The 22,259-nt window shown below is 65.8% G+C and carries 19 protein-coding genes; 7 read left to right on the top strand and 12 right to left on the bottom strand.

Annotated elements, in window-relative coordinates:
* The 5 genes from NHH73_14975 to NHH73_14995 are packed head-to-tail and all read right to left on the bottom strand — an operon-like array spanning position 1 to position 7,182.
* Positions 1-966, bottom strand: a complete 966-nt coding sequence (locus tag NHH73_14975; GenBank protein ID USX29514.1) for an N-acetylglucosamine kinase — start codon at positions 964-966, stop codon at positions 1-3.
* A complete protein-coding gene (locus tag NHH73_14980) occupies positions 950-2,131 on the bottom strand; it encodes an SIS domain-containing protein (protein USX29515.1) in 1,182 nt (393 codons plus the stop codon). Before NHH73_14980 ends, NHH73_14975 begins: the two co-directional genes overlap by 17 nt.
* 2 nt (positions 2,132-2,133) lie before the next feature.
* Positions 2,134-3,435 carry a D-tagatose-bisphosphate aldolase, class II, non-catalytic subunit gene (locus NHH73_14985; protein ID USX29516.1) on the bottom strand — a complete coding sequence of 434 codons (1,302 nt, stop codon included), beginning with the start codon at positions 3,433-3,435 and terminating at the stop codon, positions 2,134-2,136.
* A 25-nt stretch (positions 3,436-3,460) separates the two neighbouring features.
* Positions 3,461-4,381 (bottom strand): EamA family transporter, encoded by a 921-nt coding sequence (locus NHH73_14990; protein ID USX29517.1) that lies wholly within the window; start codon positions 4,379-4,381, stop codon positions 3,461-3,463.
* A gap of 2 nt (positions 4,382-4,383) precedes the next feature.
* On the bottom strand, positions 4,384-7,182 hold the full coding sequence (locus NHH73_14995; protein ID USX29518.1) for a TonB-dependent receptor: 2,799 nt from the start codon (positions 7,180-7,182) through the stop codon (positions 4,384-4,386).
* Positions 7,183-7,425: 243 nt separating this feature from the next.
* On the opposite strand from NHH73_14995, the gene NHH73_15000 reads away from it, so the two are divergent.
* On the top strand, positions 7,426-8,883 hold the full coding sequence (locus NHH73_15000; protein ID USX29519.1) for a hypothetical protein: 1,458 nt from the start codon (positions 7,426-7,428) through the stop codon (positions 8,881-8,883).
* Positions 8,884-8,898: 15 nt separating this feature from the next.
* On the opposite strand, the gene NHH73_15005 is transcribed toward NHH73_15000, so the two are convergent.
* A complete protein-coding gene (locus NHH73_15005) occupies positions 8,899-9,372 on the bottom strand; it encodes a carboxymuconolactone decarboxylase family protein (protein USX29520.1) in 474 nt (157 codons plus the stop codon).
* Between the two features lie 85 nt (positions 9,373-9,457).
* Positions 9,458-10,330: an RNA polymerase sigma-70 factor gene (locus tag NHH73_15010; protein ID USX29521.1), complete on the bottom strand. Its 873-nt coding sequence runs from the start codon at positions 10,328-10,330 to the stop codon at positions 9,458-9,460.
* Between the two features lie 162 nt (positions 10,331-10,492).
* Here NHH73_15010 and NHH73_15015 point away from each other — a divergent pair, with 162 nt between their 5' ends.
* Together NHH73_15015 and NHH73_15020 are read left to right on the top strand one after the other, a co-directional pair.
* Positions 10,493-10,897 (top strand): DUF2384 domain-containing protein, encoded by a 405-nt coding sequence (locus NHH73_15015; GenBank protein ID USX29522.1) that lies wholly within the window; start codon positions 10,493-10,495, stop codon positions 10,895-10,897.
* Complete coding sequence (locus NHH73_15020) at positions 10,894-11,406, top strand: RES family NAD+ phosphorylase (GenBank protein USX29523.1); 513 nt, start codon at positions 10,894-10,896, stop codon at positions 11,404-11,406. Before NHH73_15015 ends, NHH73_15020 begins: the two co-directional genes overlap by 4 nt.
* A gap of 33 nt (positions 11,407-11,439) precedes the next feature.
* On the opposite strand, the gene NHH73_15025 is transcribed toward NHH73_15020, so the two are convergent.
* Entirely contained in the window at positions 11,440-12,738 is a 1,299-nt protein-coding gene (locus tag NHH73_15025; protein USX29524.1) for an MFS family transporter, read from the bottom strand.
* A gap of 144 nt (positions 12,739-12,882) precedes the next feature.
* Entirely contained in the window at positions 12,883-13,647 is a 765-nt protein-coding gene (locus tag NHH73_15030; GenBank protein USX29525.1) for a 4'-phosphopantetheinyl transferase superfamily protein, read from the bottom strand.
* A 173-nt stretch (positions 13,648-13,820) separates the two neighbouring features.
* On the opposite strand from NHH73_15030, the gene NHH73_15035 reads away from it, so the two are divergent.
* From NHH73_15035 to NHH73_15050, 4 genes are all read left to right on the top strand, one after another.
* On the top strand, positions 13,821-14,678 hold the full coding sequence (locus NHH73_15035) for a MipA/OmpV family protein (protein ID USX29526.1): 858 nt from the start codon (positions 13,821-13,823) through the stop codon (positions 14,676-14,678).
* A gap of 127 nt (positions 14,679-14,805) precedes the next feature.
* A complete protein-coding gene (locus NHH73_15040; protein ID USX29527.1) occupies positions 14,806-16,275 on the top strand; it encodes a pilus assembly protein TadG-related protein in 1,470 nt (489 codons plus the stop codon).
* Complete coding sequence (locus NHH73_15045) at positions 16,272-16,727, top strand: pilus assembly protein (protein ID USX29528.1); 456 nt, start codon at positions 16,272-16,274, stop codon at positions 16,725-16,727. The genes NHH73_15040 and NHH73_15045 overlap by 4 nt, the downstream gene beginning before the upstream one ends.
* A gap of 3 nt (positions 16,728-16,730) precedes the next feature.
* The gene (locus tag NHH73_15050) at positions 16,731-17,315 is read left to right on the top strand and encodes a pilus assembly protein (GenBank protein ID USX29529.1); all 585 of its coding nucleotides are present in this window, start codon (positions 16,731-16,733) and stop codon (positions 17,313-17,315) included.
* Here NHH73_15050 and NHH73_15055 read toward each other — a convergent pair.
* From NHH73_15055 to NHH73_15065, 3 genes are all read right to left on the bottom strand, one after another.
* On the bottom strand, positions 17,263-20,382 hold the full coding sequence (locus NHH73_15055) for an efflux RND transporter permease subunit (protein ID USX29530.1): 3,120 nt from the start codon (positions 20,380-20,382) through the stop codon (positions 17,263-17,265). The two genes, NHH73_15050 and NHH73_15055, sit on opposite strands and share 53 nt — an antisense overlap.
* On the bottom strand, positions 20,379-21,506 hold the full coding sequence (locus NHH73_15060; GenBank protein USX29531.1) for an efflux RND transporter periplasmic adaptor subunit: 1,128 nt from the start codon (positions 21,504-21,506) through the stop codon (positions 20,379-20,381). The genes NHH73_15055 and NHH73_15060 overlap by 4 nt, the downstream gene beginning before the upstream one ends.
* A gap of 85 nt (positions 21,507-21,591) precedes the next feature.
* Positions 21,592-22,209: a TetR/AcrR family transcriptional regulator gene (locus NHH73_15065; GenBank protein USX29532.1), complete on the bottom strand. Its 618-nt coding sequence runs from the start codon at positions 22,207-22,209 to the stop codon at positions 21,592-21,594.
* Positions 22,210-22,259: the final 50 nt, after the last annotated feature.

Below are 22,259 nucleotides of genomic sequence, written 5' to 3' on the forward strand. Positions count from 1 at the left end.
TCAGCTGTTGTCGGACAAGCGATGCAGCGCGATGGCGTCGAGCGGCGTGCCGGCGTTGCGGGCGGCGTACAAGGCCGCGCCGATGACCGGTGCGAACAGCGGCGGCGATACCAGATACGGTCGCGCGCGGCCAGCCAGCACCCTGGTGAGCGGTGTCCGCAACGGCCCGTCCGGTCCAACCAGTCCGCCGGTGAACGACACCGCGACGTCGACATCGTCGGCCACGTTCAGCGCGGCGCGCACCGCATCGACCAGGTCGGCGAGCTCCCCTGCGGCGGCGTCGATGATCGCCATGGCCTGGCGGTCGCCCAGCGCGGCGGCTTCGCTCACCAGCCGCGATAATCGCGCGATCCCGCTGCGTTCGCGCTTCAAATCGCCATAGACCACGCCGCACAAGTCCAAATTCTCCTCCAGCGACAGGCGCTCGCGCACCAGCGCATACAGCTCGCCGCGCGGCGCGCGGCCGTCGCTCATGCGCGAAAACAAAGCCAGTCCGGCGCGAGCGATCCAGTGGGCCGAGCCCTCGTCGCTGAACAATTCACCCCAGCCGCCCGCGCGTGCCTGCTTGCCGGCGTATTCGCCGTAAGCCATCGAGCCGGTGCCGGCGATGATGCTGATGCCGTCCGCGCAAGCCAGCGAGCCGGCCCAGCTGCATACCATGTCGTTGTTGCAGCGGTAGCGGTCGTGGCCGAGGATGGCGCGCGGCAGCGCGTCGAGCGCGGGCACGACGGCGCGGTCCTCGCCATAGGCGGGCAGGCCGAAGAAGGCCTGCGCGATGTCTTCGGCCCGCACGCCTGCGTTGGCGAACAGCGCGCGGCAGCCGCGCTCCAGCATCGCGGCGGCGCCTTCCATTCCGACCTCGAGATAGTAGGCGCTGCCTTCCTCGTGGCGCGCGCGCACGTTGCCGTCCGCGTCCACCAGTGCGAACGCGGTCTTGGTGCCGCCGCCGTCAACGCCCAGAAACATCGTCTTTTCCTTCGCATGGATAAATCGTCACGCCGCGCACCACCCGGTTGACGGTGCCGGAGACGCTGGGCGTGTCCGGGCGCAGGCCGAGGTCGAGCGATTGCAGCAGCGCGTAGCTTTGGCAGAATACGATATACGGCAGCGCCAGCGCCAGTTCGTTGGCCTTGTCCACGCCGTCCAGCAGCACGCAATCGTCACCCAGCGTCGGTTCGGCGATGCCGCTCAGGGCCAGCACGCGGCCGGCGCGGCCGTCGTTGCGCAGTTCGCGCAAGAGGTCGAGATCGTAGCGGCGCGCGTGCGCGTCGTTCGACAGCATGACCACCACCAAGGTGCGGTCGTTGACGATGGTCTTCGGTCCGTGGCGGAAGCCCAGCGGCGAATCGAACAGCGCCACCACCTGGCCGTCGGTCAGTTCCAGCAGTTTCAGCGCGGCTTCGCGCGCCAAGCCGCGCAGCTCGTTGCTGCCGAGGTAGACGACGCGGTTGAAGCGCTGCGCCACCAGTTGGTTCAGCAGCGGCAGGGCGCTATGCAGCAATTGTCGCGCGGCGGCCGATGGCGCTTGCACGGCTTCGTCAGCGACCGCGCCGAAGGCCAGCGCGGCCGACAGCAGCATCGAGGTGAAGCTGGTGGTCATGGCGAAGCCGCGGTCGTGCGTCGCCTCCGGCAGCAGGATCGCCAGTGCGCTGGCGCGGCCCTCGGCCATGCTATACAGCTCGCCGTCGGCGTTGCAGGTGATGACCAGGTGGTGCACGTCGGCCACCAGCTGGTCGGCCAGCGCCACCGCCGCCACGCTTTCAGGGCTGCTGCCGGAGCGGCCGAACGAGACCAGCAAGGTCGGCACGGCCGGTTGCAGGAACGACTGCGGGCCCGATACCAGGTCGGTGGTCGGCACGGCTTCGGCGCGCAGTCCTTGGCGCAGCAGCGCGGGGACCAGGCATTCGCCGATGAAGGCCGAGGTGCCGGCGCCGGTCAGCACGATGCGCAGGTCCGGCCGCGCCAGCAGCGGGGCGAGGAAGGCGTCGACGTCGGCGCGCCGGCTTTTCAGCAGTTCGGCGATGGCCGGCCAGACGGCGCTTTGTTGGGCGACTTCGCGCGCCGTCAGGCCCGCGCCGGCCGCGTCCAGCGTATCCTCGTCGATGCCGATGATGCTTGTTTTGGTATCCACTACTAACATGTTTCCAACTCCTTTGTTGCGGCGCCTGCCGTGCAGGCGTCCATATATTGGCGCAGCACTTTGGCCACGCCTTCCTTGAGCAAGTCGGCCGGACGGTTGCGCAGGCGGCCTTCGCGCACCGCCTCGTACTGGGCCGGCAGGTACTGGCTCAGCAAGGTCAGTGGCGGCGCGTTGCGTTCCAGGTAATCGATCAATGCGGTTTGTGCTTGCTGGATCGCCGGGTGCGGCCAGTAGTAGCGAATTCGGTCGCTCAGGCTGTACTGCTGGTCGAAGCGCACGCGCACCGGATCGCCGTAGTATTTGAGCCAGTAGCCCGGTTCGGCGCGCATGGTCTCCAGCACCACGTTCTTGAAGTTGGAACCGGGACGGCCGTCGAGCATTTCCTCTTCGATGTCGGCCAGGGCCCACAGCGTCTCGCGCAGCGCGAAGGTCAGGCCGGGGCCGACCTTGAGGATGGCGAAGTGGTCGCGCACCAGCGCCGCCAGGCTGTCGCGGATCTGGTAGTCGGTCGAATGGGCTTCGTAAACCAGGGTGGATTCGCCCTCGATGAAGCGGCTCAACTCGCGTGCTTTTTCCGGGCGGTAGTCGATCACCTTGTGGTGGTCGAATTCGACGCCGGGCTGCACCACCAGGCCGATCACGCGCGGCCAAGCCGTTTGCAAGCCGGCTTCGGCAAAGGCGGCGCGGTGCACGGCGCTGGTGGCGGCGGCCGCCTGCGGCGTGGTGACCGCCAGTTCGTCGAGGTCTTCGTGGGCGCCGCCGGGCACCGGCACTTCGGTGCCGACGATGTAGACCGGGGCCTCGCCGCCGGCCTGCTGCCAGGCTGTTTCGGCGACCGCGCACAGGCGGGCCGCGCGGCGGGCGACGATGGCGTCTGGCAGGGGTACCGGATCGCCGGCGCACGACATCGAGCAGTCGAGGTGGATCTTGCGGAAGCCGGCCAGTACGTATTGTTCGATCAGCAGCTCGGCCTTCGCCATGGCGTCGTCGGCCGGCTGGTCCTGCCAGGCGTTCGGTCCGAGGTGGTCGCCGCCGAGCAGCACGCTGTCGCGCGCCAGTCCGACCTTGTCGGCGATGCCGTGCACGAAGTCGCGGAAACTGGCCGGCGTCATGCCGGTGTAGCCGCCATCCTGGTTGACCTGGTTGGAGGTGGCTTCGATCAGCACCGGCTCGCCGGCGGCGGCCGCCACTTCCATGGCCGCTTCGATCACCAGCGGATGGGCCGAGCACACCGAATAGATGCCGGCCGCTTCGCCGGCCTTGTGGCGCCGCACCAGATTGAGAAGATATTGCATGTCAGGTTCCTTGAAGTCTGTGTATTCAGGCGGTTGGGTTGTCGTCCGGTTGCAGCGCCAGGCAGAGCGCCGCGGCCAGCGACAGCGCGATGCCGGCCAGCTTGTAGCCGCTCGGCAGCGTGGCCGCCACGGTCATGGCGATGACGGTGGTCAGCAGCGGCGCGCCGGCATTGACCAGCGGCGAGACCACCAGCGCCTTGCCGTGCCGGAAGGCGTGCACCAGCGTGAGGGCGCCGACCGCGTTGAGGATTTGCGTGACGGCGGCCAGCAGCGGTCCGCCCGGGCCGTAGTTGATCGGCTGCGAGAAGTCCGTCATGGCCAGCGCCACCGGGATGAACAGCAGCGCGCTGGCGGTCATGTAGAAGAAGATGCTCTCGGCGTCCATGCTGGCGTTGGCCAGTTTCATGAAGTAGGCCTGCAAGCCCCAGGCCAGCAGCACGCCGATGGCCAGCACGAACCACAGGCCGTATTGGCGAGGCGCGCCGCCGGGCGTGAAGTCGAACAGCGGCAGCGCGCACACCGCCAGGATGATGCCGGCCACGCCGAGCATGCCCGTGCGTTCGCGCAGGAACAGGTAGGACAGCGCAATGGTGATCACCGGCGACAGCGAGATCAGCGGGAAGATCAGATAGGTCGGCCCGGCCTTGACGGCGTAAAACAGGATCATCTGGCCGCCGGCGCCCAGCAGGCCGATGGTCAGGCCGAAGGCAACTGAGCGGCCGTCGCGCCGCACGCGCCAGCCATTGCGCGCCAGCACCAGCAGGGCCGGCGGCACCATCGTCAGCGCCCACACCACGTAGATCAGCGTTTCGGGAAAGCCGTTCTGCCCGGGCAGGCCGGCGAAGGCGCCCCACACGCCCCACAACAAGGTGGTGGTCAGCGCGTAGCCGAGCCAGCCGGTGGGGCGGGCGCCGGCTTTGCTGGTCATCGTTATAGAATTGGTCATGTTTAGAACTTCACGCTCATGCCAGCGACGTAGGTGCGGCCCCAGGTTTCGAAGCCGTATTGCGCGTCGGCGCGGCCCAGGTTTGAGCGCATGACCGCGTCGCCGAGGTTCTTGCCTTCGACGAACAGCGTGATCGCCGGCGTGATGTCCCACGAGGCCGAGGCGGTGATCCAGGTCAGCGAATCGACCTTGTTCGGGAAGCCGGCAATCACATTGGTGCTCTGCGTGTACTCGCCGGTGTAGTCGAACGAGATGGACGCGTTGACGCCGCTTTTCTCATACAGGAAGCCGATCGACGAGGCGGTAGGCGCCACGCCTTCGAGCTGGCCGACGTATTGGCCGCCCTGATAGGCCTTGGTCCAGGTCTTGGCGAATTTGGCGTTGATGCCGAAGCCATTGTCGAACAGGTGCTGGACGCCGATCTCCATGCCGCGCACGCGCGCCTTATCGCCGTTGACCGGATGCGTGACCGTGTACAGGTAGCCCGGCACGCCGATGTCGACTTTTTCGTCGGTCTGGTAGGTGACGAAATTCTTGATCTGCTTGGCGAAGACGGCCGCCGTGATCGCCGATTTCGGCCGGTAATACCATTCGACCGACAGGTCTTGCTGCACCGCCGTGGTCGGTTTCAGGTTCGGGTCGCCGACGATGTTGAGCACATAGCTGCGGTCGAGCGTATTGTCGGTGCGGGTCGGCGCCAGCTTGTCGAGCGACGGCCGGGCCATGACCTTGGCCAGCGCGCCGCGCACCACGAAGTCGTCGCGCGCCCACCAGCTCAGATTGGCCGACGGCAGCAGCTTGGTGTAGCTGCCGTCCTGCGACACCGGCACGGCCGGGCTGTAGGTGATGTCCGGGCTGCTGGTCGGGATGTCCGGCGTCGGGTCGTTGATCGCCAGGATCTGGTCGATCGCGCTGTGCGACGTGGTCCGCGTGCGCACCAGGCGCGCGCCGACATTGCCGTTCCAGTTCTCGCCCGACAGTTCCAGTTGACTGAACAGGGTCGCGGTCTTTTCGCTCACCGCATAAGAGTCGGTCGGCACCAGCACCGGCTGCGACAGGCTGGCGTTGAAGGTTTGGCCGTCCGGATTGACCTGGCTGCCGGGATTGGGCCGGCCGTCGAGCTTTTTGAGCGCGGCCAGATAGGCCGGCACGTCGAACTTGACGAAGCTGCCCGGGAAGCTGCCGCCGGCGTTGCGCATGTAGTTCGGCAGTGTCATCGGGCTGACCACGTCGGCGCCGAGCGAGGCGAAGGTGGTCGAATACATGTCGCAGTACTGGCAGGCGCCGCCGCTTTTTTCGTTGCCGATCGAGTTGCGGTCCTTTTGCCGGCGGGTGCCGCTCACGCCGAACTGCAGGCCGTCCATATGCCACGCGCCGCCCAGCGCCAGGCGGCCCTCGAAGGTGGCGCCGTCGACGGTGTCCTTGATGTCGGTGCCGGTCAGGCCGACAAAATGGAGGCCGTAATCCTTGTTGCCGAGACGGCCGGCCGCCAGTTCGGTGGCCAGGTCGCGGCCATCTTCCAGGGTGACGCGGATGTCGGGCAGGCGGCCGTTGTTGGCGCGGTAGTAGCCGGTGTTGTGGCCGGCGATGCCGGCGACGACGAAGCTGTCCTTGCCGCCGGAGTTGCGCTCGGACGTCGAACGGTACAAGTCGCCCGAGAGCTTGAGGTCGGGGCTGGCCTTCCAGTCGCCGTGCCAGCCGAGCTGCCTGGTGTCGACCACGCGGTCGGTGGTGACGTTGCTCATTTCCGGCACCAGGTCCTTGACCGTCATGCTGGTGATCAGATGGTCCTTGATCACCACGTCCGACCAGCGGCCCGGCGCGTGTTCGACGTAGTACGACTGCTGGTAACCGACCTGTGGCGAATCGAGCCGGGTGGCGAGGGCGTCGACGGTCATGCGCAATTGTGGCGTGACCTTCCACTCGAACGCGCCGGACAGCGCGGTGCGCTTCTTTTCCTCGAAAATGGAGCCGAAGGAGGTGCAGCATGGCGCCAGCAGGCTGCTTTCGCCGCTGCCGATGGCGCCGTCGCCGTTGGCGTCGAAGCTGCCCGGCGAATCGGCGTTGAAGGTTTGGTAGCCGAGCGAATCGGTGCGCACGTTGCGCTTGGAAAGCACGGCGCCGACGATCACGCCCATGGTGTTGTTATTGAAAGTGTTGCTGACCACGCCGGAGAGTTTGCCGCCGTTCTTGCGCGACAGGTCGTTGCGGTCGCCCTCGAAGCGCACCGACGCGTGGTAGCCGGGATTGTCCATCGGCCGCGCCGAGCGCAGGTTGACCGAGCCGCCGATGCTGCCTTCCATCTGGGCCGCTTCGGCCGATTTCATCACGTCGGCGCCGCTGATCACCTCCGACGGCAGCACGTCGAAGGCGAAGTCGCGGCCGTCGCCGTCGGTTGCGAGGATGCGCTTGTTCAGGGTGACGATGTTGTAGCCCGAACCCAGGCCGCGCACGTTGATGTACTGGCCTTCGCCGCCGCGCGTGCGGGAAACCGAGATGCCGGAGATGTGGGTCAGCGAGTCGGCCACGTTATCGTCGGGGAAGCGGCCCAGTTCCGTCGCCGAGATCGAATCCTGGATCACGTCGGCGTTGCGTTTCAGTTCCAGCGACCTGGCCAGCGCGGCGCGCGCGCCGGTCACGACGACGACCGGCGGCGCTTCCTGCACCGCGCCGGTTTGATCCTTGGCCGGCGCGGCGGGCGCTTCCGGTTGAACCTGCGCATACGCCATACCGCATAAAGCCATCTCCACCGCCACCGCCATCAAGGTGCGCCGAAGTCCCTTGCCGATTGCTCCATCCATGCCATTCTCCTGTTTTTTTGTCGTCTGGTACCGATAGTAATAAAACGAAATCGGAAATGCAAGTAACTTTCGAAAACTTTCGCTAGATGTTGTATCTTGCGGTGAAAAAGCCATCGAAAGCCGCTGTTGCCCTAAAAAGAAATACTTCGAAAGTTTCTTGTCTTTTCTTTGTTTGCTTACTACTATTCTTTCCACGACCCGGATGAGATGGCTGGTCGCTTAACCCAACTGGAGAAAAAGCCTATGAACTGTGTCAAAACTACCGTGAGCCGCGTGGCTGCCGGACTTCTGCTGTCCACCTGCGTCGGCGCCGCGCTTGCCGCCAGCGTGACCGTCAACCCGGGCCAGTCGATCCAGGCCGCAGTGAACCAGGCCAAGGCCGGCGATACCATCCGCGTGCTGGCTGGCACGTACGAGCAAAAAGTGCTGATCGAAGAAAAATCCGGCACCGCCAGCGCGTTTATCACGTTGAAAGGCGATCCGGGGGCCATCATCAGCGGCAAGGGATTGAGCCCGTCCGACCGCGAGGGGCTGGTGACGATCAGGAACGCCAACTATGTGCGGGTGGAGGGTTTCGACATCAACGGCCTGACCTCGGGCGCCAACGCGACCCCGGTCGGTATCCTGGTGGAGGGCAACGGCAAACGCCTGCAGATCGTCAACAACAAGATCCACGGCATCATCAATACGGACACCTGCACGGATCCTTGCGAAGTAGGCGCGCATGGCCTGGCGGTGTTCGGCACCGACGCCACCGGCGTGACCGACTTGCTGGTGCAGGGCAACGAGGTGTACGGCAACGTGTTGCAGGCAAGCGAGGCGCTGGTTATCAACGGCAATGTCGACCGCTTCGAGGTGCTCAACAACAACGTCCACGACAACAACAACATCGGCTTCGACTTCATCGGCTACGAGGGAACGTGCGAGGGTTGCGGCGAGAAGGACCGGGTGCGCAACGGCATGGTGCGCGACAATATCGCCAAAAACAATTCGAGCAAGACCAACCCCTGGTACAGCGGGGAAGGATCTGCCGGCGGCTTTTATGTGGACGGCGGGCGCAATATCATTTTCGATCGCAACATCTCGAGCGGCAATGACATCGGCTTCGAATTTGCCAGCGAACATGGCGGCAAGGCCACCGAAGACATTCTGATGACGAATAATTTCGTTTACAACAACCGCGAGGCCGGCTTGGCGGTGGGCGGCTATAAGTCGGCCGCTGGCCAGGCGCGCCGCATCTATGTGAACAACAATTCCTTCTACAAGAACAAGGGTTGGGGGACCGAGGTGGTGTTCCAGTACAAGGTGATCGATTCCCGCTTCAGCAACAACATCTTCTTCGGCAAAGGGACGATCGCGGAGAACTACAAGGTGCAGGGCAGCGGCAATACGGGCAACGTCTGGGGTGTCAACCTTTGGTGGGGCAGCGCGTCCGGTTCGACCAATCTGCCGGGCACCCAGGTCAAGGCCGATCCGCGTTATGTCGCGCCGCAGAGCGGTAATCTGAACCTTCAGCAAACCTCGCCAGCCATCAATGTGGGCAACCCCGGCACGGCGCTGACCACCTGGACCTCGCCGCTGTGGGCGACCTATTTCCCGTCGGGCGCGATCCCGGTCAACGGCGTCAAGGACATCAACGGCCAGGCGCGCGCGGAGGGCGTGATCGATCTGGGCGCGGACGAATACGGTACCGCCCCTTAACCGAAGTGTATGGCTTTAGAATCCCGGCGCCGGCACCTCCGGGATTTGATTGTGCAAACTGGCGTTGATCAGGTTCCAACCACGGATCACCGCGATCGCGTAGCTCAGCTCGGCGATCGCGGTCTCGTTGAAATGTTCTTTGAGCCGGGCGAAATCGGCGTCGCTTGGCTGTTGGTGCGGCAGCGCGTTGACGGCTTCGGCCCAGTTGAGGGCTGCGCGTTCGCTGTCGCTGAAGAACGACGAAGGCGCCTCGCGCCAGCCGGCGATGGCGTTCAGGTGGCGTGGATCGGCGCCTTGCTTGATCAAGTCGCGCCAGTGCATGTCGATGCACACGCCGCAGCCGTTGATCTGCGACACGCGCAGGTTGACAAGTTCGACCAGGCGGATGCCCAACGAGCTTTTCTTGACCGACGCCGACAGCGCGATCATGGCTTGCAGGTTGGCCGGGGCCACCGAGTAGAAGGAGGAAATACGGGCGGTTTGCGTCATGTTGATGCCTCTCGAAGGGGAGGGGCGCACCATTGCGCCGCTCATACCTTGTTAGACGGACCACCCGTGCCGCCTGTGACTGCTTTTAGAAAATAGTTTGCGGAATCCCCGTCAGTTTGTCGGGATTGCGCACCACCAGCACGGCGGCGATGCGCCCGTCCTCGATCACGAACGATTGCGCCGACTCCAGCTTGCCTTCGACATAGCGCAGCAACCCCGGCTCGCCGTTGACCCTGGCCTGACGGTAAACGACATCGAGCGGATACTGGTGCTCCAGCGACCAGAACACGCCCGCCACCCGGCCGGCGCCGCGCAGGATGCGCAGGAACGATTTGATCTTGCCGCCGCCGTCGGACACCAACTGCACGTCGTCGGCCATCATGGTCTTCATGGCGGCGCGGTCCCCGGCCTGGGCGGCGGCCATGAAGCGTCCCAGCAGGGCGCGATGCGTGTCTTTGGGCACGTCGAAGCGGGGTGTTTGCTGGCGCACCCGCTCTTGGGCGCGGTGCACCATCTGCCGGCAGGCGGCTTCGCTTTTGCCGAGCATGTCGGCGATGTCGGCGTAGTCGTGATCGAAGACCTGGCGCATCAGGAACGCCGCGCGCTCTTCGGCTGACAAGCGTTCGAGCACCCATAAAAAGGCCATGGATACCTCGCTGGCCATTTCCGCGCTGCTTTCGGGCGTGCGCTCGTCCAGCTCGACGATGGGCTCGGGCAGCCACCAGCCGACGTAGGTTTCGCGCTCGGCCTGGCGGGCGCGCAGGCGGTCGATGGCGAGGCGGGTGCTGAGGGTGACCAGCCAGGCCTCGGCGGATTGCACCGCCAGCTGGTCGCTGCCGTGCCAGCGCAGCCAGGCGTCCTGGACCACATCCTCGGCGTCGGCGCGCACGCCGAGCATGCGGTAGGCGATGGCGAACAGGCGGGGCCTGAGGGCGGTGAAGGCGGCGGAGTCGGTCATGGTGTCTGCGAACGGAGTGGTCTTCCCTGCTAGACGTGCGACTGGCACGTTTTGTGACATGCTACCGGAAGCTTGTCCGCAAAAGATTCCAGCGGTCCTAAACTTGTATTGCTAGTTTTCTAGTGCAATAATGATGCATAATTGTTGCATCAAGGAGCAGCGATGTTTAGCCTTCCTGTCGACACGGTCCCGGTTTTTGAGCGGGATTTCGATCTGTTTTTGGATTTCCTGAATGGCGATAGCAAGCGGCCGTCGATCTCGCCCAAGAGTTTTGCTCTGGTCTTTAACTTTGATATGCAAAGTCTGGCCGCAGCAGCCAATGTTCATCGCAATACTGTCACTCGCGCGCCCGAGTCCGAGAATGTGCAGCGCTATTTACGTGAATCCATACGCATCGTAAGGGCTGCCGCTGACACATCTCACAGTATTGAGAAGGCGATTTACTGGTACAAAAATCATCCTATTCCAACCTTTGATTACAAGACTGGACAGCAGCTGGTCTCGGAAGGGCGCTCTGAAGACTTGATCCGGTATCTGCAGTCTTTGCGGGCGGGGTTCGCTGGATGATCTTGACTTCGCTGGCTTCGAAGGCGTTTCGCATACATGACCCCAAGTGGTCGTTCGCGCCAGTCTCGGGCGCTGGCGCCGCCCGGTATGGCGGTCGCGTGAACCGCAAGGGCGTGAATGCCCTTTATCTCTCACTTGAGTTGGAAACGGCTCTGGCCGAATACAGGCGGGTTGACGCGCTCATGCCGCCGGCGTTGATGGTGAGCTATGACGTCAAGGTTGACTCTGTTGTCGACTTTCGTGGCGGCTACACCAGCGCATGGGATTCCATCTGGCAGTACTTCAATTGCGACTGGCGCAGTATGCTTTTTAACGACAAGATCGAGCCGCCATCATGGCTGATCGGCGACGTGGTCTTGGCGGCAGGGGCGAAAGGCATCTTGTTCGATTCGGTGGTCAGCGATGGTTCGAACCTGGTGCTCTACAACGATACTCTCGAAGCAACTGACTTTGTGCGGCCATACGACCCTGGTCACGCGCTACCGCGCGACCAGTCGTCATGGCGTTAGCCGCTGGCGTTAACCCGTCTTCCCGAGGCGGATTCAATGATCGGTATGCAGATACGACGGCGTCTTAGGCAGCCGCATGCTGAACAGGAAGGCGATCGCCATCATCACCGTGACATAGATGAAGAACCAGTTCTCGTGGCCCAGGTTCTTGAACGTGAGGCCGACGAATTCCGCCGAGCCGCCGAAGATGGCGTTGGCGATGGCGTACGAGAACCCCACGCCCAGGGCGCGCACTTCCGGCGGGAACATTTCGGCCTTCACCAGCCCGCCGATCGAGGTGTACAGGCTGATGATCGCCAGCGCCACCGTGATCAGCGCGAAGGCGATGTACGGGCTGGTGTTGCCGCGCAGGATAGCCAGGATCGGGTAGGTCGCCAACGCTCCCAGCGCGCCGAACAGCATCATCGAGTGCCGGCGGCCGATGCGGTCGGCCAGCATGCCGAACAGCGGCTGCATGCACATATACAGGAACAGCGCGCCGGTCATGACCACGCTGGCGGTCTTGGCGGGCATGCCGGAGGTGTTGACCAGATACTTTTGCATGTAGGTGGTGAAGGTGTAGAAGATCAGCGAGCCGCCGGCGGTGTAGCCGAGCACGGTGATGAAGGCCGCACGGTGGTTCTTGAAGATGCCCGCCAGGGTGCCGGCATCCTTGTTCTTGCTGTCTTCCGGCTTGATGGTTTCGTGCAGCGTCCGGCGCAGCATCAGCGACACCACGGCGGCAATCGCGCCGATCACGAATGGAATGCGCCAGCCCCACGACTTGAGCTCGGCATCGCTTAGGAACTGCTCCAGCACCACCACGGTCAACACCGCCAGCAACTGGCCGCCGATCAGGGTCACATACTGGAACGAGGAGAAGAAGCCGCGCTGGCCGCGCAACGCCACTTCGCTCATGTAGGTGGCGGTGGTGCCGTATTCGCCGCCGACGGACAGGCCCTGGAACATGCGGATGATCAGCAGCAGGATCGGCGCGGCGACGCCGATGGTGGCGTAGGTCGGCAGCACGGCGATGGCCAGCGAGCCGCCGCACATCATCAGCACCGAGATGACCATCGACTTTTTGCGGCCGACCCGGTCGGCGATGCGGCCGAACATCCAGCCGCCGATCGGGCGCATCAGGAAGCCGACCGCGAAAACGGCGGCCGCCTTCAGGAATTCGGCGGTGGAGTTTCCGCTCGGGAAGAACTGGCTGGCGAAGTAGATCGATGCGAACGAGTAGACATAGAAGTCGAACCATTCGACCAGATTGCCGGACGACGCGCTGATGATGGCGAATACCCGCTTGCGTTTTTCTTCTGCGGTGTAGTGGGGGTGGTCAGTGGCGGCCATGGGTTTCCTTGCGAGAGTGTTGGATGCTTTTCAGTGCGGCGCACTATGGATGGGGCCGCAATATGGGTTGCGATTGTAAAGTATCCTGGCTGAAACCGCTGGCGCGTTAGGTTCGGGGCCGACCCCACGCCGCCAACGCCCGGCCTAAGCGCCATCTGCGCCATCTGCGCCTTCCGCGCCGTCTGCCTCGCGCCGCCAGAGGCACAGCGTGGCGATGTGCGTGGCGTCCAGTATCCGGAAGCGGACCTCGCAGCGGCCGCCGCGCCGCAAGCGGGGCGTGAGGTCTTCGCACACGCGGAAGCGCATGCTCTGCGCGGCCACATCGATGTGCTCAAGCTCGATCGCGTCGAAGTTGAAGTAGCGCCGCACCTCGCCGTGGACCGCTTTGAAGAAGCTTTCCTTGGCGGAAAAAACCAGGGTCAGCGGGACGTCTGGACCCAGCGTGTCTTCAAATCCGGCCAGGTAGCGTAATTCGCCGTCGTTGGCCACGATGGCGCGCACCTCGCGCGCGCCTTGGCCGTCGAGGATATTCTCGATGTCGATGCCCACGCCGTGATAGCCCATGGACAGGGGCAGCACCAGCGCCGCCGCCATGTCGGCCGCGTGGGTGATGCTGCCGATCAGGTCGGCCGGCCACAGCGGTTCGCGCATGCGGCCGGTGCCGATCTGGGGGAGGTCGCGGCGCAGCGGCCCCATCGCCGATCTTGCGCACAGGCGGCCGTAGAAGAATTCCCGTTGCCGCTTGGGCGCGGCGGCGCCGATGTGGGCGGGGCAATCGATACCGGCTGAACGGAAGCTGTCGGCGTCGATTGTCGTCGGCTGGAAGCGGATGCAGGCCACAGGGAGCGTGGTCGCGCTGTCGATAGGCCAATCCAGGCAATACACGTGCTCTTGCAATAAGACGCTCATTAACATTTAACCTTGTGCGGTCGGTGCCGATGGCCGGTGCCGATGGTCGGTGCCGATATCTTACCGGAGGATCGGCCCTGCCGGGGGAGGGATGGGCGTGGTATCGTGTTCGTTTTACATCACGCATAACGTCGAAGGAATCCCATGTATCGCAACCCGCTCGGAGTACAACCATGACGCTGCGCGTCCGGACGAATTCAGCGTTGGCGCCGCTGGCCATGGCGGCGCTCATGGCGTCGGCAGCCGCCCAGCAGCTGGCGCCGACGCCGGACCCCGATTTACCGCTGTGGGAGGTCGGCCTGTTCGGCGGCGCCGCCTCCACCCCGGCCTATCCCGGCTCCGAAGACCGGTCCACGCGCGCGCTGGCGCTGCCAATGGTGATCTATCGCGGCAAGGTGCTGCGCGCCGACCGCTCCGGCGTGGGCGCCCGCCTGATCAACACCGAGCGGGTCGAGCTTGACCTCGGCTTCGCGCTGTCGCTGCCGGCGCGCTCCGACGACGTCGCCGCGCGCGCCGGCATGCCGGATCTGCGTTCGCTGCTGGAATTCGGCCCGCGCGTGAAGGTGTTGCTGGCCGAGCCGACGGCGACGAGCCGCGTGCGACTGGAGTTGCCGCTGCGGGTGCCGATCGAGCTGAAAAGCGGTTTTCGACGCCAGGGTCTGGTGTTTGAACCGCGCCTGGTGTTGGAGGCCGGCGACGGCACCGGCAAGTGGCAGGCCGACGCCAATGTCGGCGCGGTGTTCGGCAACGCCCGCCTGCACCAGTATTTCTATGAGGTCGAACCGCAGTACGCGACGGCGACCCGCCCGGCCTACCACGCGGCATCGGGCGGCTTGCTGATGACCAGGCTGGGCCTGAGCCTGTCGCGCCGGCTGTCGCCGGACTGGCGCGTGTTCGGATTCACCCGCTACGACAATTACAGCCACGCGCGCAACCGCGACAGCCCGCTGTTCCTGCGCAACAGCGGCCTGTCGGTCGGCGCCGGCTTCACGTGGACGATACACCGCTCGGCGGCGCGGGCCTGGGAATAAGCGCCGCCGGGCTTGCCGGTTTATTGTCCGTCGTCAATAATCGGCGTTAATTGCCGCATTACAATAGTCTCTCTACCATGTGTCGCTCGACGGTCCGCCAGGCCCGTCGCGGACGGAGGCCAATTGTATGAAGCGTGGCGTCAACAGCAAGATCCGGCAGCGCGGCGCCATCGCCATCGTCTTCGGACTGATGCTCGCCTGCCTGATCGGCTTCCTCGGCATCGCGCTCGATCTGTCGCGGGTGTACAACCGCCGGGCCGAGTTGCAGGCGGTGGCCAACGTGGCGGCGCTGACGGCGGCGCGCCAGTTGAACGGCACTTTGGCCGGCATCGATGCCGCCACCGCGCAGGCGCTGGCCGCGATGGCGGTGCTCAGGTATCAATACAACCAGCGGGCCATCGCATGGGACGCGAAGGCGCTGTCGTTCAGCGCCTCGCCGAACGGTGGCTGGGTCGATGCCGACACCGCCCGCGCCGCGCCCAACGGCTTGATCTACGCGCGCGCCGCCACCGCCGATCTGGCCGGCGCCATGGGAAGGATCGAGCTGTTTTTCCTGCGCTTGCTGTCCGCGTCGCTGGCGTCGATGGACGTGGCGGTGACGGCGGTGGCCGGACGCTCGACGATCGGCGTCGTGCCGCTGGCGGTGTGCGCGCTGTCCAACGTCGAGGCAGCCCCGCGCGCCAACCCGGGTCCGCCCGCCAACGTCGAGCTGGTGCAATACGGTTTCCGCCGCGGCGTCGCCTACGACCTGATGCAGCTCAATCCCAACGGCACCGCCGCCGAGAACTTCGTCATCGACCCGTTTGCGCCGCCCGGTGTCGCCGGCGCCGCGGCCAACGTCGCGCCGGGCCGGGTCGGGCCCTATGTCTGCACCGGCCAACTGGCCATGGCGCGCGTGACCGGGGGCGCGCTGACGGTGGGCCGGCCGTTCCCGCTGGCGTCGCTGTTCAATCATTTCAATTCCCGCTTCGATTACCTCGGCACGCCCTGCGCCTATGCCAGCGCGCCGCCCGACACCAATATCCGGCAGTACACCTTCGGCGGCGCCGGTAGCGGTACGCCATGGATGAGTGTGGCCCCGGCCGGGCAGGTGGCGCAGGCGAGCACCGCCAGCGGCAAGTTGTGGACCGTCGCCGATCCCGCCACGCAGCCAGCCGGCACCACCGGGCCGATGTACGGGCCGCTGTGGGCCTACGCCAGGGCCGTGCCCTACAGCTCCTATGTGGCGGGGACGGCCGAACCGGCAGCCGGCTATGCGGCGTTCGCCACCAGCGCCTGGAGCACGCTGTACGGACCGGCCGCGCCGACGGCCGGCTCGTCTTATCCGGCCGGGACGTTGTTGACGCCCTACCGGACCACGGGCAGCCCCAATGCCGTGCAGCCGCCGGCGGCGCGCCGGGGTGTGGCGGGACGCCGCGTGCTGAATGTGGCGCTGCTGGCCTGCCCGGTGCCGGCCGGCGCGCTGGCGGCGGCCACGGTGCTCGGCGTCGGCAAGTTTCTGATGACGGTGCCGGCCACCGCCACCAGCGTGCGCGCCGAGTTCGGCGGTCTGGTTTCCGACCAGGCATTGGGCGGCGCGGTGGAGCTCCAACCATGAGGCGCGCCGGCCAACGCGGCGCCCGGCGCCAGCGCGGCATTGCCGCCGTCGAACTGGCGCTGGTGATGCCGGTGCTGGTGCTGTTGCTGGTGTTTCCCTTGTATCTGGGGCGGGTGTTCTGGCATTACACGGCCGTCCAGTACGCGGCGCAGGATGCCGCGCGCTATTTGTCCAAGGCGCCGGCCAGCGAGCTGGGCAATCCGACGCGGGCTGGCGCGGTGGCCGCGATGGCGGAGGCGCTCGTGGAGAAGGAGTTGGCCGAGTTGGCGCCCGGGGAATTCGGCTACGCGATCGATGTGACCTGCAACAACGTGCCGTGCGTGGGCTTCGGCACGACCACGGTGGTGCGCGTCACTATCACGATGTTGATGGAGGATATCTTTTTTGCCAGCTACACGGGTTTGAATCTACAGCTGATCGTCAGCGTCACCCATCCCTACGTTGGAGAATAATGCATGTCGCGACGCCAATCCCCACGCTTCCGTGCCGGCGCGGTGACCGCCGAATTCGCTATCGTGATCATCGTGTTCCTGGCGATCGTCTGCGGCGTCGTCGAGGTCGCGCGCTTGTTGTACATTTTCAATACGCTGCAGGTTGTCACGCAGCGGGCGGCGGCGGCGGCGGCGAACACCGACTTCACCGATGCCGCCGCCATGAACGGTGTGCGCCAGCGCGCCATCTTTCGCGGTTCCGCCGGCACCCTGGCCCTCGGCACGCCGGTGACGGACGCGCACGTGCGCATCGACTACCTCTCGCTGGCGGACGCCGGCGGCACCGTCATCACCGAGATCCCGAACGCGCAGATGCCGTCATGCCCGGCCAACAACCGCGTCAACTGCATGGAAAACCCGTACGGCCAGAGCTGCATCCGGCTGGTGCGGGCGCGCATCTGCGATCCGGCCGACACCAGCCAATGCGCCAGGGTCGCCTACCAGCCGCTGTTTTCCTTCATCGCCATACCGCTGCGCTTGTCGAGGGCGCCGGCGCTCAGGCCGGTCGAGACGCTGGGAGCGCCCCCGGGGCAGGCGCCGTGTCCGTGAGCGGCGGCGGTTGATCGGCGCGGATCTTGAACCAGATCGAATACATCGCCGGCAGGAACACCAGCGTCAATATCGTTCCGGCGAAGGTGCCGCCGATCAAGGTGTAGGCGAGGGTGCCCCAGAACACCGAATGGGTCAGCGGGATGAAGGCCAGGATCGCCGCCAGCGCGGTCAGCACAACCGGCCGGGCGCGCTGCACGGTGGCTTCGACCACCGCCTGCAACGGCGCCAACCCCGCCTGTTCGTTGTGGTGGATCTGGCCGATCAGGATCAGCGTGTTGCGCATCAGGATGCCCGACAGCGCGATCAACCCCACCAGCGCGTTGATGCCGAACGGCTGCGCGAACAGCAGCAGGGTCGGCACCACGCCGATCAGGCCTAACGGACTGGTCAGGAAGACCATCACCATCGCCGACATCGAGCGCACCTGGAAGATCAGGATCAGCAGGGTCGCCGCCAGCATGATCGGGAACAGCGGCAACATCGCTTGCATCGCCTTGCCCGATTCCTCGATGGCGCCGGCCTCGTCGAGGCGATAGCCGGCCGGCAGCTTGTCCTTGATCGGCTGCAGTTGCGCGGTCATGGCGGCCGAGACGTCCGGCGGCTGCAAGCCCTCGGCGATGTCGCCGCGCACCGTGATGGTCGGCACGCGGTCGCGCCGGCGCATGACCGGCTCCTCGGCGCGCACCTCGACGGTGCCCACCTGCGACAGCGGAATGCGCTGGCCGTTGGCGCCGCTCAGAGTGAAGTCGGCGATCCTGGCCGGGTCCAGCCGCAGGTCGCCGGCCGAGCGGGCCACCACCTGCACGGTGCGGATGTCTTCGCGCACGGCGGTCAGCGGTATGCCGCTGAGCAGGAATTGCAGCTGCTGCGCCACCGCGCTCGAGCTCAGGCCGACGGCCTGCAAACGATCCTGCTGCAACGTGAAATGCAAGGTCGGCGCGCGCGTGCCCCAGTCGTTGTTTACGGTGCGCATCATCGGGCTGGCGTTCATTACGTGCTGCACCTCGGCGGCGATGGCGCGCAGCTTGTCCGGATCAGGCCCGCTGACGCGGTAGGCGACCGGGAAGGGCGAGTAGGGACCGAATACGAGCTGGGTGACGCGCACCCGCGCCTCCGGCGCGATGCCGTCGGCAACGGCCTGGCGCAGGCGGTGCTTGAGCGACTCGCGCTGTTCCTGGCTGTCGGTGCGCACGACGATCTTGGCGAACGACGGGTCGGGCAGTTCCGGTCCCATCGCCAGGTAGAAGCGCGGCGCGCCCTGGCCGATGTAGGCGGTGACGATCTTCGCCTCCGGCTGCTTCGCCAGCCAGGCTTCGACCCTGGCGGCGCTGGCGCTGGTCTGCGCGATCGAGGCCCCATACGGCAGTTGCACCTCGACCAGCACCTCGGGTCGGTCGGAGATCGGGAAGAACTGCTTCTTGACCACGGCCATGCCCGCCACCGACAGCGCGAACAGGCCGACCACCGCGCCGGCGACCAGCCACTTGCGGGCGATGACGCGCGCCAGCACCCGGCGGAAGCGGTTGTAGCGGGGCGTGTCGTACAGCGCCTCGTGGCCGCCTTCGACTTGTTTGAGCTCGGGCAGCAGCTTGACGCCGAGATAGGGCGTGAACACCACGGCCACCACCCACGAGGCGATCAGGGCGATGCCGACGATCCAGAACATATTGCTGGTGTATTCGCCGGCGCTGGAGCGGGCGAAGCCGTTGGGCATGAAGCCGACCGCCGTCACCAGGGTGCCCGAGAGCATAGGCGCGGCCGTGTGGCTCCAGGCATAGGCCGAGGCGGCGATGCGGCTGTAGCCTTCCTCCATCTTGACCACCATCATTTCGATGGCGATGATGGCATCGTCCACCAGCAAGCCCAGGCCCAGGATCAGCGAGCCGAGGGTGATGCGGTCGAAGTTCTTGCCGGTCGCGGCCATGACGATGAACACTACCGCCAGGGTCAGCGGCACGGCTGCGGCGACCACGATGCCCACGCGCCAGCCCATGCTGACGAAGCACACCACCATCACCACCAGCAGCGCGACGAAGAACTTGACCATGAATTCATCGACGGCCGAGCTGATATTGACGGCCTGGTCGGTGACCTTGGTCAGCGCCATGCCCAGCGGCATGTTGGCGTTGATGGCGCCGACTTCCTTGTCGAGCGCCTTGCCCAGGTCGAGGCCGTTCCAGCCGTCGCGCATGATGATGCCCAGCAGCTGGGCAGGTTCGCCGCCGTTGCGGATCATGAAGGTGGCCGGGTCCTCGTAGCCGCGCTTGACGGTGGCGATGTCCGACAGTTTCAGGGTTCGGCCCTGGGCCACCACAGGCGTGTCGCGGATCTTCTGCAATTCGTCGAAGGCGCCGTCGAGGCGCAGGAACACCGACGGCCCCTTGGTGTCCACCGAGCCGGCCGGCGTGAGCACGTTCTGGGCGTTGAGCGCGGCGAATACTTCCTGCGGGCCGATGCCCAGTGTCGCCAGCCGCTCGTGCGAAAACTCGACGAAGATGCGTTCTGGCTGCTCGCCGACGATGTTGACCTTTTTGACACCGGGCACGTGCAGCAGGCGCTGGCGAAGCGCCTCGGCGTCGCGCACCAGCAGGCGTTGCGGCTCGCCCCTGGCCTTGAGCGCGAACAGGGCGAAGGTGACGTCGGCGTATTCGTCGTTGACCATCGGTCCGATCACGCCCGAGGGCAGGTTGGCGGCCTCGTCGCCGACCTTTTTGCGGGCCTGGTAGAACTGTTCCTGCACCTCGGCCGGTGGCGTGCTGTCGAGCAGGGTCAAGGTGGTGAAGGCCAGGCCGGGCCGTGTATAAGTTTCCGCCCGTTCATACCAGCGCAGCTCCTGCAGCCGCTTTTCGAGCTTCTCGGCGACCTGGTCCTGCATTTCCTTCGCGGTGGCGCCGGGCCAGGCGGTGATCACGGTCATCACCTTGACCGTGAAGGCGGGGTCTTCCGCCCGCCCGAGTTTGAAGAAGGAGACGACGCCCGCCAAGGTGATCAGGCAGATCAGGAAAAGGGTGACGGAGCGCTCGCGCACGGCAAGCGCCGACAGGTTGAAACGACCTGCGCTCATGGCCGCGCTCCCGCCGTGGCGGCTGTCGCCGCTGCGGCCGGCTGGCCGGCCAAACGCACCGCCTCGCCCTCGCGCAGCATGTGCGCGCCCAGCGCGACCACCCGCTCGCCTTGCTTGAACTGCCCCGCGATACGCGCGCTGTCATCGCTAATGCGCTGGACAGTCACCGGCCGCCAGCCTACCTTTGCCGGCTGGCCCTGGACCACCCAGACGCCGGGTCCCTTGCCCTGGTCGAACAGGGCGCCGATCGGCACCGACCAGCCGGCCTGGGCGTCCGCCTGGCCATCCGGTATCCGGATGGCGACCGTGGTGCCCAGCGGCGCGCCGGACAGCTCGCCGTCGAGCACATAACGCGCCTCGAAGGTGCGGGTCTGGCGGTCGGCTGTGTTGGAGAGCTGCCGCAGCCTGGCGGGAACGGGGGCGCCTTCCTTGCCGTACAGCGTGGCAAGGCCGGTCGAGCCCAGCGCCGGGCGCAAGGTTTCCGGCAACTGGATGACGGCCTCGCGCTGGCCGGCGCGGGCGAGGCGCACGACGACTTGGCCGGCGGCGACCACCTGGCCGGGCTCGACCAGCGTTTCCATGACGACGCCGTCGGCGTCGGCCAGCAGTTCGCCGTAGCGGCTGGCGTTACGGGCCACCTCGGCCTGGGATTCGGCCGCGTTGAGCTGGGCCTTGGCGGCGTCTGCGGCCGCCTTGACCTGGTCGTAGGCGGAGGCCGAAATCGCGCCGGTGCCGCGCAGGTCGCGGTAGCGCGCTTCCTCGTCGGCCGTTTGCCGTGCGCGTGCGCGGGCGGCGGCGACCGTCGCGAGCTGCGCGTTGGCCGCCAGCTTCAGGTCGACGGGATCGATCCGCATCAATGTCTGTCCGCGCTTGACGTGTTGCCCGGCGTCGACCAACCGCTCCAGGACTTTGCCGGAGACCCGGAAGCCCAGATCGCTTTGCACCCGCGCGGCGACGGTGCCGGTGAAACTGCGCGAGGCTGCGTCATCCGTCCCCTGGACGATGGCCGTGCGCACCAGTGGTGCGGCGGTGCGCGGGTCGGGCGGCGTCTTGTCGCCGCAGGCGGCGAGCGCGAGCGGCAAGACGGCGAAGACGGTGGAGAGAGCGAAGCGATGGCCGAGCATGGGAATCCCGTGGAGAACTGAACAGGGTCCCATTTTGTAACCAGTGACCAAATTTGTCAATGGTCACATCAAATTGGCGGTAGGTTTACGGCGACAGGCTGCGCAGCACCAGGCTGGAAAGCAGCGCCGGCGCCTCGGCGGTGTGATCCAGACTGTGCTGTAAGAGCAGGGGGTTCAGATACGGACGCATCACCAGATGGATCGCCGCCGCCGCCTCGTCGAGTGGGGTCTTGCGCTCGAAATCCTCGCTCTCCCGGCCTTGGCGCAGCACGTCCTGCAGCAGCATCCGGATACGTTCCTCGTAGGCGCGCGCCGCCGGCCATTGCTCCGTCGCGGCCGAGGCGGCGATGTCGTACAGCTTGCGGTCCTCGAAGAACAGGCGCAGGCTCGATTCGACAGCGGTCTTGAACAGGCGCCGCAGCTTCTCGGGCGGCCGGTCGGCGCCGTCGACGGCGGTCCGGATATCGGCTTCGATCTCGCGCAGGCAATTGGCGCAGATCTGCTCCCCGATGGCCTGCTTCGATTCGAAGAACTTGTAGATATACGCCTTGGAAAAACCGATGGCCTTGGCGAGGTCGGAGACGGCGGTTTTTTCGTAGCCGTACAGACGGAAATGGTCGGTCGCGGCGGCGACGATCTGGTCGCGCACGTCGTGGTCGGCGGGGCCGCGCGCGTTGGCCGAAGGGGTGCTTGGTTTGGTCATGTGGTTTAGCTTACTCGGTGTTTCAAGATTGTACAACGAGTGACGATTTG

The organism is Oxalobacteraceae bacterium OTU3CINTB1 (assembly GCA_024123955.1).
GTDB lineage: Bacteria > Pseudomonadota > Gammaproteobacteria > Burkholderiales > Burkholderiaceae_D > Rugamonas.